The following is a 17,112-nucleotide window of genomic DNA, read 5'->3' as shown; positions in this document are numbered from 1 at the left end:
TTGGTTTGTTAATATGAAATAAATTTAACCAGAAAAACAGATAAAAAAAGATACTATTTTCTCAAATAGCAGTACTAAACAATCACATAACAAACTGATTATCAGTAAATAAATTATTTTTTTTTATATAAAAAATATTCCCTAATTGAATGAATTAGGGAATACTTTAAACAAAACTCAAAATAAAACCTTCTTTTTATAAGAAACCTATGTCATCAAGATATACAATTCCCGGAAGTCCTGAATATTCTTTCATAAATAAAGAATTAAACTCCCCAGTGGTTAGTAATTCAGTATGAAGACTTGAAAATGGTATTGATATATTATTCCATTGTCCCGCTTTAATGTCAACAGCAATTCCTGTCGCATCTTCCTGACCCGCAATTGAGAATAAAATTCGTGTAGAAGCTGTTGAATAAATCGAAAGTTTCAAATATTGATAATCACTAACTTTTAAGCTATTATATCCAATCATAAGACCACTCCATGCATCTTTATTTTCTCTTTTAATTGATTTGGTTCCTCTGCTTACTACTTCAGTATTTTGAAAATCTTCTGTTCCTCCCCAATTCCAAGTCCAGCTAGGAGTTGGCGAACCATCAAAATCATCACCAAACAGTAAATGTTTAATACCTAACGTAGCAACATTTGAAGTCCCGTAAACTGTTTGTACCGTTACAATCGCATTCGATCCGTAATCTGCCGGAACTGTTACTTGTATTTCTGTTTTAGACAACACTTTAAACGTAACAACTTTACCGTCAAACTTAACATTTTGAACTTGTACAAAATTCAGACCTTTAACAATTATATCTTCTCCAGGAGAAGGAGACGCATTAGAAACGCCTTCAATTACCGGAGCCGGAGGATCTAAAGATATCACGTTGTCTAAAACATTTACAAAACCATTTGTACCATAATAATCTACTCCCGGAGCAGGTTTATCAGATCCGTTTACTTTTAAAACGCCATTTGTAACATTGACACTTAGCAAATAAAGATCTGCATCTTCTGCATTCGCCATTGTAGACAATTCACCAGTTGTTAGATAATCAGCCTGTACACCATCTAAATAGCCTACTCTCTTTTTTACTCCTTTTACAACATGACTTAAAACCACCTCTCTTAAAACATCTACCGGAACCAGTGTGATATCAGGATATCCAAGCGAATTTACATAACCGCTTTTTACCAAATAAGCATCAAAAGCAGCATCTGTAGGAATAAAAAAAGTAAAATCGTCGGGTTTGTCAAAAGTAGATTTTAATCCTGCCAAATCTATAGCTTTGGTAAAAGTCGCTAAATTAGTATTGGCTGCGATTATCCCATAAACTGAGTTATAATTTTGCTGAGCGCCTCCAACATCTTCAATCGTATCATCGCAGGAAGAAGCCATTGCAAGCAAAAGTGCGCCTAATGCAATTTGTTTTAATTTATATAATATTTTCATAAGTTTTCTTTTTAGTAATTTTTACATCTAAAAGAATTAAAAGAATCATTTTATAATTTTGAATGACTCTTTTAATGTCTATTCACTATTTTAATATCAGACCTAAATCGTCAATATAAATCGTATTTCCTCCTACTTTACCTCCAAATTCCTGGAAAGTAATTTTATTTAACTCCGAAGGATTATTAAAAGCACTGAACGGAATTTCTACATAAGTCCAGTCAGATGAAAAATCATATGACGGTTTAATCGCATCGCTACCATTTAAGAAAACACCTACTTTACCTGCATTTTGCCCTTTAAGACTTACTCTGATACCTTTATATCTAGACAAATCAACTTTAGAACTTAAAACTTTAAATTCTAATCCGCCCCATTGATTTGCTGTCCAGGAAATACATTTTGTGCCTTGTTTAGGATCTTTAGTATAAGCATCATTATAAGGATTAGCTGCATCCCATAATGCGTAACCATCACTAATCGAAGTGTAAGCATCATCATAAATTGCACTTCCAAAAGATTGTCCGGCAACAGTAGTTCCTGATACATTGGTAATCGATAAACTTTTGTATTGAATATCGTCTGGCACTTTTACTGTAAGTTCTGTTAATGAAGAGGTAATTGGCTCGACTTTAGTGGTTCCAAAATTTACAACCGGACGAAGAAAATAATCTCCTGTAATCGTGATTATGTCTCCCGGAGTAGGATTAATAGGAAATCCTGTAATACTAGGAAAAGGAGGTCTTACTTTTACAGAATAAACTAATGTTCCGATATTAGTAACCAATTTCATCTCATCCATTTCGTTATAATAAGGAGTATCTGAATCGACAGTTACCACAATCACATTATCAGTAACCAGGGTTGGATTGAATATAGTTTCTAAACCATTAAAAGAAATTGTTTTTAAAGTCGAAAAACCAGAACCTCTAATAATATAAGTATTACCCGCATTGATAACATCTGTTGGCACATCGACCTGCCTGTCGCCTTCTATCAAGGGATCATCTATAACCGATTTGCTAATTCCCGTTATGGCTAATGTACCCGAAGAACCTCCGTCGTCATTAGAACAAGAATTAAGTAAGAAAATTGAAATTGAAGCCAGTAAATAAAACTTCAATGCCATTATTTTTTTTATATTTTTCATGATTGTTTTTTCTTTAAGGTTTATTTAAAAACGTAAGGAACCGGAGCTTCTTTTAATTTTGGATTCTTCCTAACATCGTTCGCTGGTTTAGGAAAAATAAAATCAGTTTCTACAGGCGTATAGTGTTTTACTCCTTCATAATCAGAACCTCTGTCTTGTTTCGAAATAATATCAATAGCCTCAGCTCTTGGTAATCTTCCTAAATCATACCAGAATTCTCCCTCAAAAGCAAACTCTACTCTACGCTCTTGAAACAACGCTTTTTTGGTTAATGGTACATTAACGCCTAATTCACCTAATCCCGCTCTTTTTCTGATTTTATTAAAAGAGGCTTTAGCCGCAGGATCACTGGTTTCGTTCGCTCCTGCCAAAATTGCTTCGGCATGAATTAATAAAAGATCAGCATAACGCATGATATAATTACAGTTGCTCATCGCACCCCAATTATCTGCCGGACCAGTTTCGCCTGTTTCCTGACCTACAACATATTTTTTTACTGCTGCCCCTGTTGCATCTAAAACATTTGGATATTTTGTTTTATCTAAAGTAAACCCTACTACATCATCTCCTTTTAGTGCCGGATAAGTATCTCCGTAGATCATATAAGATTCTTTTCTTCTTACATCTCCCACTTCAAAAGCTTCCTGAATATCATTACTAGGAATATATACAGCTCCATAAGATACTCTGTCATTTAAAATATCTAAACCATATTGCACATTCGAAAAATTTCCTGCCTGATATTCGTTTACAGCTCCAGACCATTGCCAGGAATAAATAGACTCTTCGTTATTGTTTTTACTCGTCAAAAACAAATCGGCGTAATTAGGTAAAAGTCCAAATTCTCCTGAATTAATTACTTTCTCCGCCATTAATTTTGCGTTTGGATAATCTCTTTCATAAAGATATACTTTAGCCAAAAATGACTCTGCAGTTCCTTGAGAAACAAAAACATTCTCTGTACTTCCTCCTCTTAATCTCACTTTTGATTTAAGATTTGCCGCAGCATATTTTAAATCATTTTCGATGAATTTATAAACATCTTCAATTCTATTTGTATTCACCATTGGGTTTTTAGCAAGTGCTAAATTATCTTCGATAATAGGTACCGGACCAAACAAACGAACTAAATAGAAATAAGAAACTGCTCTGAAAAAATGAGCTTCGGCAATTGTATTTTTAATTACAGCCGGACTTACACCTTCTTTTGCATTTTTATCTAAATTATTAATCAAATCATTTGATTGCGCGATAATACTAAAACAAGATCTCCACGGATCTGATAAGATGAAACTATCTGAAGTTAGTTTAAACTGAATTACTTCATTTCCGTCAACATTCGACCAGCAATTTCCTGATGACAATTCCGAAAGCGCGTAAAAACATTTAGTGTAAAACGGCGCCCACATTCTTCCGTACATTCCGTAAGTAGTGCGCTGCACCTGCTCATCCGAAGTATAAAAGTTATCACTAACATAACCATCCTGAGTAGGTCGATCTAAGTAATCATCACTACACGAAGCAGATAAAGCCAGTAAAACAAAAACTGCTAAGCTTTTAAAATTTATTTTATATATTTTCATAATAGTTTTTATTAAAATTCAACATTCATCCCAAAAGTAATTGTGCGGTTCGTAGGGTAACGTCCCGAATCAATTCCGCTCAATAAAGCATTTTGGTTGTAGTCTCCAATTTCCGGATCATAACCTGTGTATTTTGTGAAAGTGTAAAGATTTTGAACACTTGCATAAAATCTTAATTTGCTTAATTTAGTTTTAGAAATCACATCTGATGGCAAACTATATCCAAAGGTTAACTGCGAAATTTTCAAATAAGAACCATCTTCTACATATCGGTCAGAAATAGCAATATTTGGATGTCCGTCTCCGCCGTCAGGTCTAGGATATTTCGCATTAGGATTATCCGGCGTCCAGAAATCTGCCGCTTCTGCTAATTGATTTTCGTATAAACGCTGATTTTTTGTTGCAGCCCTTCTGGTTAGGTTCATCACTTTATTCCCCTGAGATCCTGTTAGGAAAACAGAAAGATCAAGATTTTTGTATCTAAATTGATTGTTGAAACTATAAATAAAGTCAGCCTGTGGATTCCCTATATACGTTAAATCCTTTTCATCAATCAATCCGTCTTTATTTTGATCTACATATTCTACATCTCCCAGAACACTTTTTACTGCTTTGTTTCCTGTATAAGGAATTGGCGCATTTGCTAATTGTTCGTTTGTTCTAATGATTCCTACCGTTTGGTATCCGTAAAACTGACCTATTGGCTGACCCACTTCACTTTTCGTTACTGTTTTAGTCGTATATCCGTTTACCTGAACATCTTTGATTAAATCAAAATTATCCACTAAGCTCAACAATTTGTTATTGTTTTTAGAGAACATAAGAGTAGCATCCCATGAAAAGTTTTTAGAAAAACTGTTCGAATATTTCAGCGTTGCCTCAATACCCTGATTTCTCATACTTCCTAAGTTTACTGTTGGCGCTGCCAAACCACCTTGATATTGCTCTAAACCTGTCACGTAACTTGGTAAAGGCAATACAAATAAAAATCCTGAAGATTGTTTTCTGTAGACATCAATAGTGGCAAATAATTTCGATTTAAACAAACTAAAGTCAAGACCTAAGTTGCTGTCTTCTGCTTTTTGCCACGTTAAATCCGGATTGGCAATATTACCCGCAGTAAAGAAATTCCCCAAAGCCGATTTTATAGTTTGGATATTAGAAGCGTACAATCCGCCACCAATATTTTGGTTTCCTGTTTCACCATATCCAATTCTAAATTTAATATTGTCGATATACTCCTTTGTACCTTCCATGAATTTTTCATTCGAAAGCTTCCATGAACCTGAAATCGACGGAAAGTAACCCCATCTTTTATCTTCGGCAAAATTCGAACTTCCGTCAGCTCTTACTGTAGCCTGCAAAAAGTATTTATTATCAAAATTGTAGTTCAAAGACCCTAAGAAAGAGTACAAAGCATTAGCTCCTTTATATTCGCTGGCTACTAATGTTTTTTGATCTCCCAGATTTATAGAATGAACATCATTACTCAATAAACCACTTACAGACTGACTTCCTCCAAACCAATGAGAATCATTTGCCTCCTGAAGCGCCATAACATTAAAGTTATGTTTTCCTAAAGAAATATTATAGGTAAGCATATTTTTAAGATTCAGTCCATACCAGGTATTCGATCTTTCCTGAAGCTGGTTTACTTTATTTACAGCAGCACCCCAGGCATATGTAGGCTGAAATCCTTCGAAATTCTGAATGTTGGTCGAACCTCCAAATTCAAAACGATAATCTAATCCTTTTGCTAATTTTACAGTAGCATAAAAATTTCCCTGAAAATTCTTTTGTACCAGATAATTTGTATTCATCAAAGTACTGGCAACAGGATTAATCCATGCGCCTTGTGTACCATCTTTAGGCGGTCCGGCATAAGTTCCGTCTAAATTTTTAACCGCTACATCCGGAGTTGATAATATTGTTGTACCAATAATACCATCGCTATAACCTTCAATAGTAATATTTTGGTTTGTGATTCCTGTATTAATAGTGATACCCATTGTCAGCCAGTCTTTCACTTTAGCCTCAAGATTAGTTTTGAAAGTATATCTTTTAAAATCAGATCCAATAACAACTCCGTCCTGATTCAAATATCCTCCGGAAACATAATAACTCATATTATCTTTTGCTCCTGAAAAAGACAGTTGGTGACTTGTCATCAAAGCTGTTCTGTATATCTCGTCCTGCCAGTTTGTACCTTTCCCTAAAACCGAAGGCACTGCAAACTCATCTCTTGGCGCTACACCGTAATATTGAGCCAATGCATTTTGTTGTGTAGCATACTGACTAAGATCCATTGTTTTAAGTAGTCTTGTAACATTTTGTGTAGAAAAAGCAGTATCATATGTTATTTTTCCAGTTCCTTTTTTACCTTTTTTAGTAGTAATAATTACAACACCATTCGACGCTCTTGAACCATAAACCGCAGCAGAAGCAGCATCTTTAAGAATGTCCATAGTCTCAATATCATTCGGGTTTAAAAATGCTAACGGGCTATTGGTTACACTTCCTGTATTTGTACCAATATAACCACTAACAATTGTTCCTCCAGTAGCCTGATTTGTAGCATCTCCTGAAATAGGAATACCATCAACAATATATAACGGTTCATTACTACCACCTAACGATGCACTACCACGAATCTTTACAGAAATACTTCCTCCCGGTTTTCCTGAATTATTCGTTACAACAACCCCGGCAGCTCTACCCTGAAGTAATTGCTCTACTGTTACTTGTTGAGAATCCTTAAAATCCTTTGCTGTTACTGATGAAATTGCACCTGTAACATCTTTTCTTTTCTGGTTACGATACCCAACGTTTACAAGCACTTCACGTAAATCCTCGGCACTAAGCTTTAAAACTACGTTTATTTTGCCTCCGTTTTTTACATTAATGGTTTGAGTAACATATCCAATAAACGAAACTGAAATACTAGCGTTCGCTGGCGCATCAATAGAATAGTTTCCGTCAAAATCTGTTGAAACTGATTTCTTAGTTCCTGTTACCATGACATTTGCGCCTGGTATCGAAAGTCCTTTTTCATCAGATACTACTCCTGTTACCTTAACCTGAGCTGTAATACAATTACTGGTCAGCAACAAAAATAAAATCAAAGGAACTACTCTGTGGTTAGCGCTCCAATGAATGAAGTTAGTCATTAGTTTTTTCATAATAAATGTTTGGTTAGTTTAAATTTGTTCTTAATTCAAGTCATAAAAAAAGGGTTGTATTTATTTCTTAAATTATTTAACAAATCTATAACACAAGTAAACATTAAATCGATAGTATTATATCATTTGATGATAATATTTTTACTATAACGTTTTAAAAAAACACATATGAAAATAAAAAGTATAAAAAATTACATTATTCGCAAATCAACCCTGCTAAATTACTTGATCTTATAAATAAAAATTAATGAATTCGCTTAAAAGCAAACGATTTCGTTAAAAATAATATTTGTTTGTGCAAAAAAAGTATCACTACAAAATACGTTTTAATCCAGAAAAATCTTCTCTATATTGGCTGGGTGTACAATTTTTAATAGCCTTAAAACTACGATTGAAATTGGCAATGTTATTAAAACCGGATTTAAAGGCAACCTCAGAAACGCTCATATCTTTTTCTACCAGCCAGCGTGCCGCATATCCAATTCGGATATCATTGATATAATTTACAAAAGTTTTTCCGGTACGTTTTTTAATAAATCGGTTAAAAGAAATAATCGACATACTCGCAACACTGGCAACATCCTCTAAAGTTATTTTTTCTGCAAAATGTTTCTGCACATATTCGTAAACCAGCTTCATTTTATCATAATCATCAAACGTGTCATAATCTACTGTATAAGTCGACAGCAAACGTTGATTCCTGGAATTTGCCAAATCATATAATAAAGAAGTAATTTCTAAAAAATAGTCCATACCATCTAATTTAGAAAGCTTTACCAGTCTTGGAGTCAATTCTTCGGCTACTTTTTTCGAAAATAAAATACCGTGAATCGATCTGTTAAACATATCCCGAATAGGATTCATAATACGTCTTGACAATAAAGATTCATGAAAAAGATCGTTATGAAACTGAATCGTAATTTCGTGAATTTTTTTGCTCGTACATTTATTTAATTCCCAACCGTGATATAAATTTGGACCAATCAAAACCAACTCGACATTATCTATTTCTTCAATATTATCTCCCACGACTCGCTTGACTCCTTTGCCATTTAAAATAAAATTGATCTCAAATTCCGGATGATAATGTACCGGAAAATCAAAACTATCTTTTACTCTGTCGAAAACTAAAAAACTATCTCCAGCCGAAAGCGGAGCGATTTCTCTATAAAAATTTTTAGTGCTGCTCATCTTTAAGAACTATTTTAAGAAGTGATATTGTATTTTTTATTTGCAATAATATGATATATAATTGATAAAATAATATTAATTACACGATAAACATCCCATTATCTTTGAAAAATAGAATTATCATTTTTACAAAAACAACATTGATAATAAACATTAATCATTTTTAATGTAATAAGTTTTTATAGTTTTGATAATTCTAGTCTAAAAACAATAACGATTTAAAGATTTAAAAAATGAAGGTTTTATAAGCTGTTTTTGAATTATTACTTTTACACTTATATCACTGATAAACAACCATATTTCTAATGAAAAACAACATAATAATAGTAATAGCAGTAATATTCATAGGCACTTCCTGTTCGTCGCAACAATTTATAAGTAATACTAATTTGTCACTTTCAGATAAAAAAGCTACACCAGAAACCGTTTCTTTATATAAAAAGCTCAATCAATTAACTCAGAAAGGATACATGTTTGGTCATCAGGATGATCTTGCTTATGGTGTAAACTGGAAATACGAAAACGGTCGAAGCGATATAAAAGATGTCGTAGGCGATTATCCTGCCGTTTATGGATGGGATCTTGCGGGTCTTGAAAAAGACAGTCCTGATAATATAGACGGAATTCCATTTACAAAAATGAAACAATTTATAGAAGAAAGCCACGAAAGAGGCGGAATCACCACTATAAGCTGGCATTTTGACAATCCGGCAACCGGAAAAAGTGCCTGGGATAACACACCAAATTCATTAAAAACAGTTTTACCCAGCGGTGAAAACCATCAAAAATTTACCGTTTGGCTAGATAAAGCAGCCAATTATCTATTATCCTTAAAAGATAAAAAAGGAAAAAACATTCCGGTGCTTTTCAGACCTTATCATGAACTTACCGGAGGCTGGTTTTGGTGGGGAAAAGGAAATGGTACGCCTGAAGAATTCAAATCGGTATGGAAATTTACTTTTGATTATCTTCAAAAAAAGGGAGTTCACAATTTAATTTATATTTACAACACAAGCAATTTTAGTTCGAAAGAAGATTTTCTGGCAAACTATCCCGGTGATAATTATGCTGACATTATAAGTTTCGATTCTTATCAAAATAACGACGACAAACAAGGTGAAAAATTCATTACAGAAGTTCAGAATCAGTTAAAAATCATCAACGAAATTGGCATTGAAAAACACAAATTAATTGCCATTGCAGAAGCTGGTTACGAAGCAATTCCAGACCCAAAATGGTGGACAGGAACTTTATCTCAAGCTATTGGTGATTATAAAATTTCTTATGTTTTATTATGGAGAAACCACGGCTGGCAGGAAAAAGAACAAAAAATGCATTATTACGCGCCATATACAGGACAAATAAGCGCAAAGGATTTTGTTGATTTTTATAATCTCGACAAAACCCTATTCGAAAAAGACATTAAAAAAAATTAAAAATCTGCTTAAATCTGCGTGATCTGCGTGATCTGCGTGCAAAAAATTCAACACATAGAAACATAGATTTTAAGATATGGCTTTCAAAATAAATTCTGTTTTTATCCGCATTTTTACGAAGTGAATCCGTTTTATCCGCGTCAAAAAAATCAACGGATAGAAACATTAAAATAACTAACCAAATCTAAATTACAACCATTAAAAAAAGCCTGATGCACGACAAAATTAGTTTAAAAGAAAAAATAGGATACGGTCTTGGAGATGCAGCATCATCCATGTTCTGGAAAATCTTCAGTATGTATCTTCTCTTTTTCTACACCGATGTTTTCGGACTGGCGCCTGCCGTTGTAGGAACCATGTTTTTGATTACCAGAATCTGGGATTCTTGTTTTGACCCAATCGTGGGAATCATAGCCGACCGGACAAAAAGCAAATGGGGAAAATTCAGACCTTACCTGTTATGGGTAGCGGTGCCGTTTGCCGTAATTGGCGTATTGACTTTTTACACACCAGATTTTGACGAAAAAGGAAAAATAATCTATGCCTATGTCACTTATTCGGCCATGATGATGATTTATTCCTTAATCAATGTGCCATATGCATCACTTTTGGGCGTAATGTCATCTGACCGAAAAGAAAGAAATACATTATCGTCTTACAGAATGGTTTTTGCCTTTGGAGGAAGTCTTTTGGCACTTTGGCTTATTGAACCTTTAGTAAATTATTTCGGCGGAAGCCTAAACTCTAAATCAGGGTGGCTTACCACAATTGCTGTTTTTGGAGTAATAACAACTGCTTTTTTCTGGGCTTGTTTTTTATTCACCAAAGAAAGAGTAAAACCCATTTCGGACGAAGAAAACAATTTAAAGGAAGATTTAAAAGATTTATTAAAAAATAAACCGTGGTGGATTTTACTCGGAGCCGGAATTGGCGCATTGGTTTTCAACTCGATTCGTGACGGAGCTGCCGTTTACTATTTTAAATATTATGTCAGCAGCAGCGTGAATTTTGACTTCTCACTTTTCGGAACCGATTTTCACATGACGCCAACTTCAATCTATTTGGTTTTAGGACAAGCAGCCAACATTATCGGGGTAATTATCGCTACGCCAATTGCTAATAAAATTGGTAAAAAGAAAACCTTTTTTGGTGCCATGGCATTAGCTGCAATTTTGAGTTTGATTTTCTATTTATTCGGGAAAGAAGAAATATTCTTAATCATGAGTTTTCAGGTTTTAATTAGTATTTGTGCCGGTTGTATTTTTCCGCTAATCTGGTCCATGTATGCAGATAGCGCCGATTATTCTGAATGGAAACAAGGCCGCCGTGCCACAGGATTGGTTTTCTCAGCATCCTCAATGTCACAAAAATTTGGATGGACTATTGGCGGAGCCGGAGCCGGATGGCTTTTGGGTTATTATGGCTTTCAGGCCAATGTAGAACAAACCGCCACAGCTCAAAACGGAATTCAGTTAATGTTAAGCATACTTCCTGCCATAGCAGCCCTAATATCAGTTGCTTTTATAGCATTCTATCCATTATCCGAAGAAAAACTTCAGGTAATCGAACAAGATTTAAACGAAAAACGAGACCAAAGCAATTAAAAAATACAGATACAGAAATCTATTTATATGACAGCAATAGCCACTTCAACTACATTTCAGGATAGAAAAGTAGCATTAGAAAAAGAACATAAAATACTGATCGAGCAAAAAAATGCTCCTCAGGATCATGCCGGAAACGGTATATACGAACGCTACAAAAACCCGGTTGTTACAGCAGCCCACGTACCATTGAACTGGCGTTTTGACCTTAACGAAAAAACCAATCCGTTTTTACAGGAACGCATAGGAATGAATGCCGCTTTTAATGCAGGCGCCATGAAATGGAACGGAAAATATTTGCTTGCCGTTCGTGTAGAAGGAATCGACAGAAAATCTTTTTTCGCTATAGCGGAAAGCCCAAACGGAGTGGATAATTTTAAGTTTTGGGAGAAACCATGCGTGATTCCGCAAACCGAAGAACCGGATACGAATGTCTATGATATGCGTTTGATTCATCATGAAGACGGTTGGGTTTATGGTATTTTTTGTACCGAAAGAAAAGATCCAAAAGCACCAAAAGGTGATACCAGTTCGGCTGTAGCCAATGCAGGAATCGTCCGCACGAAAGATTTGGTAAACTGGGAAAGGCTGCCAGATTTAATTTCGAATACAGGACAACAGCGTAATGTAGTTTTGCATCCGGAATTCGTAAACGGAAAATACGCTTTATACACACGTCCGCAAGATGGCTTTATCGATGTTGGAGCCGGTGGCGGAATTGGTTTAGGCTACGTTGATGATATGACAAACCCAGTTGTAAAAGAGGAGAAAATCATCTTTGGAAAACAATATCATACGATTTATGAATTAAAAAATGGTCTTGGCCCCGCTCCTATCAAAACCGAAAAAGGCTGGTTGCATTTGGCTCATGGAGTTCGTAACACCGCAGCTGGATTGCGTTATACACTTTATATGTTCATGACCGATTTACATGATATTAGCAAAGTAACGCACGTTCCCGCAGGACATTTTATGGGGCCTGAAGGAATCGAAAGAGTTGGCGATGTATCGAATGTTTTATTTTCAAACGGATGGATCGAAGATAATGACGGAACCGTTTATGTGTATTACGCATCATCAGACACGAGAATGCATGTTGCCGTTTCATCAGTAGAAAAACTGGTTGATTATGTTACGAACGCGCCCGCAGATACTTTTATTTCTGCAGGTTCTGTGAAAACCATCATCAGTCAAATCGAAAAAAACAATACAATTTAATTAGCGTGTCAGTACAACTAAAGCAACTTAAAACGGAATTATCAGCTGAACTTGATTCGATTTTAAAATATTGGTCGAAACATACTTTAGACAACGAAAATGGAGGTTTTATTGGCCAGATTGATTACAACGATCACATTATTGCCAATACTGAAAAAGGTTCTGTTTTAAATGCGAGAATTTTATGGAGTTTCTCAGCAGGTTATAAAGCAACCCAAAACGAAAGTCATAAAAAAATGGCCAAACGTGCTTTTGAGTTTCTTTCGGATTCTTTTTATGATCCCGAATTTGGAGGTTTATTTTGGAGTATTAATGCTGATGCAACTCCAAAAGATACCAAAAACCAGATTTATGCTTTAGCTTTTGCGATTTATGGATTATCTGAATATTATGCTATTTCTAAAGAAGATAAAGCTTTAGAAATAGCCATCAATTTATATTTAAAGATTCAGAAATACAGTTACGATCCTGTAAATAAAGGTTATCTGGAAGCTTTTACAAGAGATTGGCAACCTATCGAAGATTTGCGTTTGAGCGATAAAGATGCCAACGAAAAAAAAACCATGAACACGCATTTGCATATTGTTGAAGCTTATGCAAATTTGTTTAAAGTCTGGAAAGATAAAAAACTGCAAAGTGATATTATTGAATTATTAGAAACAATCGAGAAACATTTCATCAATATCCAAACAGGTCATTTACGATTATTTTTTGATGAAAACTGGATCGAAAAGCCAGACGTAATTTCATACGGTCATGATATCGAAGCGGCTTGGCTTTTATTGCAATGTGCCGAAATTTCTGAAGATGAAAATCTAATCGCCAATTATAAAAAATACGCCATTCAGATGGCAGAAGTTACCAAAGAAGGCCTTGATTCGGATGGCGGTTTATTGTATGAATTTGATCCCGAAAATAACGAATTAGTAGCCGAAAAACATTGGTGGGTTCAGGCCGAAGCTTTAATTGGTTTCTATAACGCTTACCAATTAACCGGTGATGAAACGTATTTAGACATCGTTTATAAAAACTGGAAGTTTATAAAAAAACACATTTTAGACAACGAAAACGGAGAATGGTTTTGGGGAATTAATCGCGACTATTCTTTGATCGAAAAAGACAAAGCCGGTTTCTGGAAATGCCCGTATCATAATAGTCGGGCTTGTTTAGAGCTGATTAACCGAATTTTATAAAATTTAAGTGGTTGTTTAACAAATAAATTAGTTGTGACAAAAAGTTAAATAACGGACAAATCTCTCACGATGTAATGCTCAAACGTTCTGTTTGTCATTTCGACGAAGGAGAAATCTTCGCGAGAAGCTCGTCAAAGATTGGACTCTAGTTGCGGAGTTACTTGCGAAGATTTCTCCTTCGTCGAAATGACATAAAATGAGAAAAAATCTTAACTTAATTACATTGTCCCGTAGGGACTACACTTATTAACTATCAACTTAAATTAATTACATAAAGGCTAACTAACCAAATTAAACCACAAAAAATGAAAATCAATTTCCTTAAAATAGCATTTTTAAGTCTGTCGATTTTGACTCTGGCAAGTTGTTCTTCAAACGACGAATCAGATCCTGAGATTATCATCGAACCGCCGGTTTTAAACCCAAGCGATCTGTTGACGACGCAAAACGTAACAACCTTTATGGTTGATGCAAATGCTACCAAAGAAACTGTAGCTTTATTTTATAACTTAAAAAAATTGGCCAAAACTAAAGTTGCCATTGGTCAGCAAGACGCTTTTAATAGTTTTTATCAGGACAATGGTGGTGACTCTGATATTAAAAAAAACACAGGTTTCGATCCTGCGATTTTAGGTTCTGATTTTATGTTTATTACCGACAAGAACAATAACAATCAGGCGGATAACTGGTTTTATCAACAAGAAGAAAAACTTGTAAACGCGACAAAAGCCGCTTACGCGAAAGGAATAATCAATACCTTTTGCTGGCATTTGAGAGAGCCTAGTAAAGAGGATTCTTTTTATACAGCCGATATGACGGCTGATCAAAAAGCAACGGCTTTTAAAAGCATTTTGCCTGGTGGAACCCATCACGAATGGTACAAGAAAAAATTAGACAAAATTGCCATCGTTCTTTTGAATTTAAAAGGTTCGAATGGTGAATTGATTCCGATAATCTTCAGACCTTTTCATGAATTCGACGGAAGCTGGTTTTGGTGGGGCGCTAATTTTGCCACTGCCCAAGAATACAAAACAGCTTATCAGTTTACAGTTGATTATCTAAAAAATACCAAAGGCGTTCATAATGTTCTTTATGCTTTTTCGCCTGACAACTCGTATACTACAGAAAGCAATTATTTAAGTAGATATCCCGGTGATAAATATGTAGATATTTTAGGAATGGATAATTATGGTGATTTTGATAATCAAGGGCAATCTGGTGCGAACAAAGCCAATTCTAAACTAAAAATAATTGCTGATTTGGCTAAAGCCAAAGTAAAAATTGCAGCATTAACAGAAACAGGCTATCAGGTTACAAGTACAAAGGCGCCAGTAACAGATTGGTTTTCGACTTACTTGTACAACGCATTGACATCAAATAACATTGAGGTTAGTTACGTCATGCTTTGGAACAACAACAAAGATGCTTATTTTGTGCCAAATGGAACTGTTTCGAATGCGGCGGATTTTAAGAATTTTGCTGTAAAGCCAAAATCGGCATTGCTGAATTCTTTGCCGAAGATGTATGAATTGCCGAAGTAAAGATTGTGGTTTGGGCCACGGATTTGAACAGGTTTAAACGGGTTTACGCAGTTTCTTTATTACCACAATGACTAATAAAAACCTAAAGCCCTAGCCCTGATAGAAGTGGAAATCCTTTATTTTTTTTCTTTAAAAAAATAAAGATTGAAACGGATAGCAGGAAATAGCTCCTAATTCTTCGACTTCGCTCAGAATAGCAGCGATTAACTTTTAAAAAATAAATAATGAAAAATAAATTTCTAAAAACCCTCGGATTAGCTTTGATGTTCTCTACTATGGCGTGTCAGGCGCAGGAAAGAATTACGGTCAAGGGAACGCAATTTTATAAAGGCGATAAACCGTACGCTTATATTGGTACGAATTATTGGTACGGAAGTTTACTGGCTTCGAAAAAAGTAGGCGACCGAAAAAGATTGCTTCGCGAACTGGATTTGATGCAAAAAAACGGAATCGATAATCTGAGAATTCTAGTTGGCGCTGATGGCGGAAAATATGATTTTACAGTTCGTCCGGCGTTGCAATATGAACAGGGAAAATACGATGATGATTTGCTTGACGGATTGGATTTTTTGATCAGCGAAATGAGTAAACGCAAAATGTATGCGGTTTTATACCTGACCAACAACTGGGAATGGTCGGGCGGAATGTCGCAATATTTAGAATGGAATGGTAAAGGCGCGATTCCGGTTCCGAATATTGCCCCAAATACATGGCCGCAGTTTATGGCATATACCCAACAATTTTACAGTTGTGAGCCTTGTATGAAAGCTTTAGAAAATCATGTGAAATTTATTATTGGAAGAACCAACAAATACTCTAAAAAGAAATATACCGAAGACAACACGATTATGTCCTGGCAAGTGGGGAATGAACCAAGACTTTTTACGGTAGAAAATGAAGCGAAATTTACATCCTGGCTGAATACTATTGTGAATTTGATTGATAGTTTAGACAAAAATCACTTGGTTTCGACGGGTTCTGAAGGAAAAAATAGCTCCAACGACAGCATGGAAATTTTTGAAAGAACACATCAAAATCCGAATATTGATTATTTGACGATGCACATCTGGCCCAAAAACTGGAATTGGTTTAAGGCGGATGATGCCGAAAAAACAATACCAATAACACTTGAGAATGCAGGAAAATATATTGATGAGCATATTAAGGTGGCAAACAATCTAAAACGCCCCATTATTATTGAAGAATTTGGTTTGGGAAGGGAAAACGAAAGTTTACTGGCAACGACATCTACAGTAAACAGAGATGTTTTTTACAATTATATTTTTGGCAGAGTTGCCGAAAGTGTCAAAAATAACGGTCCGTTACAGGCAGCGAATTTTTGGGGATTTGGCGGCGAAGGAAAACCTGTTACCCAAGACGGAAAATGGAATCCGGGAGACCCTTTAACTACAGATCCTCCTCAGGAACCACAAGGATTAAATTCTGTTTTTTCTACGGATAAATCGACTTTGGATATTGTAAAGAAATATAATTTACAATTGAAATAATTTAAAACAATATATCTATGTATTTCAAACCCGACAGGTTTTTAAAACCTGTCGGGTTT

11 protein-coding genes are annotated in these 17,112 nt (G+C 35.1%); 6 read left to right on the top strand and 5 right to left on the bottom strand.

Annotated features, from left to right (window positions below; genetic code table 11):
- Positions 1–196: 196 nt before the first annotated feature.
- The 5 genes from ACIDC4_RS16465 to ACIDC4_RS16445 all read right to left on the bottom strand — a co-directional run bounded on the left by ACIDC4_RS16465 (position 197) and on the right by ACIDC4_RS16445 (position 8,553).
- Complete coding sequence (locus ACIDC4_RS16465; protein WP_412044063.1) at positions 197–1,450, bottom strand: fasciclin domain-containing protein; 1,254 nt, start codon at positions 1,448–1,450, stop codon at positions 197–199.
- 85 nt (positions 1,451–1,535) lie between these two features.
- Positions 1,536–2,600 (bottom strand): IPT/TIG domain-containing protein, encoded by a 1,065-nt coding sequence (locus ACIDC4_RS16460; RefSeq protein WP_412044064.1) that lies wholly within the window; start codon positions 2,598–2,600, stop codon positions 1,536–1,538.
- Positions 2,601–2,620: 20 nt separating this feature from the next.
- Positions 2,621–4,183, bottom strand: a complete 1,563-nt coding sequence (locus ACIDC4_RS16455; RefSeq protein WP_412044065.1) for a RagB/SusD family nutrient uptake outer membrane protein — start codon at positions 4,181–4,183, stop codon at positions 2,621–2,623.
- Positions 4,184–4,194: 11 nt separating this feature from the next.
- Positions 4,195–7,362 carry a SusC/RagA family TonB-linked outer membrane protein gene (locus ACIDC4_RS16450; RefSeq protein WP_412044066.1) on the bottom strand — a complete coding sequence of 1,056 codons (3,168 nt, stop codon included), beginning with the start codon at positions 7,360–7,362 and terminating at the stop codon, positions 4,195–4,197.
- Positions 7,363–7,674: 312 nt separating this feature from the next.
- On the bottom strand, positions 7,675–8,553 hold the full coding sequence (locus ACIDC4_RS16445) for an AraC family transcriptional regulator (protein ID WP_412044067.1): 879 nt from the start codon (positions 8,551–8,553) through the stop codon (positions 7,675–7,677).
- Positions 8,554–8,858: 305 nt separating this feature from the next.
- Here ACIDC4_RS16445 and ACIDC4_RS16440 point away from each other — a divergent pair, with 305 nt between their 5' ends.
- The 6 genes from ACIDC4_RS16440 to ACIDC4_RS16415 all read left to right on the top strand — a co-directional run bounded on the left by ACIDC4_RS16440 (position 8,859) and on the right by ACIDC4_RS16415 (position 17,053).
- On the top strand, positions 8,859–9,989 hold the full coding sequence (locus ACIDC4_RS16440) for a glycoside hydrolase family 26 protein (protein ID WP_412044068.1): 1,131 nt from the start codon (positions 8,859–8,861) through the stop codon (positions 9,987–9,989).
- Between the two features lie 212 nt (positions 9,990–10,201).
- Positions 10,202–11,593 (top strand): MFS transporter, encoded by a 1,392-nt coding sequence (locus ACIDC4_RS16435; protein WP_230040660.1) that lies wholly within the window; start codon positions 10,202–10,204, stop codon positions 11,591–11,593.
- 27 nt (positions 11,594–11,620) lie between these two features.
- The gene (locus ACIDC4_RS16430; protein WP_412044069.1) at positions 11,621–12,811 is read left to right on the top strand and encodes a glycoside hydrolase family 130 protein; all 1,191 of its coding nucleotides are present in this window, start codon (positions 11,621–11,623) and stop codon (positions 12,809–12,811) included.
- A gap of 5 nt (positions 12,812–12,816) precedes the next feature.
- The gene (locus ACIDC4_RS16425) at positions 12,817–14,004 is read left to right on the top strand and encodes an AGE family epimerase/isomerase (RefSeq protein ID WP_412044070.1); all 1,188 of its coding nucleotides are present in this window, start codon (positions 12,817–12,819) and stop codon (positions 14,002–14,004) included.
- 305 nt (positions 14,005–14,309) lie between these two features.
- Positions 14,310–15,545 (top strand): glycoside hydrolase family 26 protein, encoded by a 1,236-nt coding sequence (locus tag ACIDC4_RS16420; RefSeq protein WP_412044071.1) that lies wholly within the window; start codon positions 14,310–14,312, stop codon positions 15,543–15,545.
- Positions 15,546–15,769: 224 nt separating this feature from the next.
- On the top strand, positions 15,770–17,053 hold the full coding sequence (locus tag ACIDC4_RS16415) for a glycoside hydrolase 5 family protein (protein WP_412044072.1): 1,284 nt from the start codon (positions 15,770–15,772) through the stop codon (positions 17,051–17,053).
- The last annotated feature ends 59 nt before the right edge of the window (positions 17,054–17,112 follow it).

The organism is Flavobacterium sp. C3NV, assembly GCF_046825355.2.
Lineage (GTDB): Bacteria > Bacteroidota > Bacteroidia > Flavobacteriales > Flavobacteriaceae > Flavobacterium.
The sequence above is the reverse complement of the archived record's forward strand: the minus strand, read 5'-3'. Positions and strand labels throughout refer to the sequence as shown.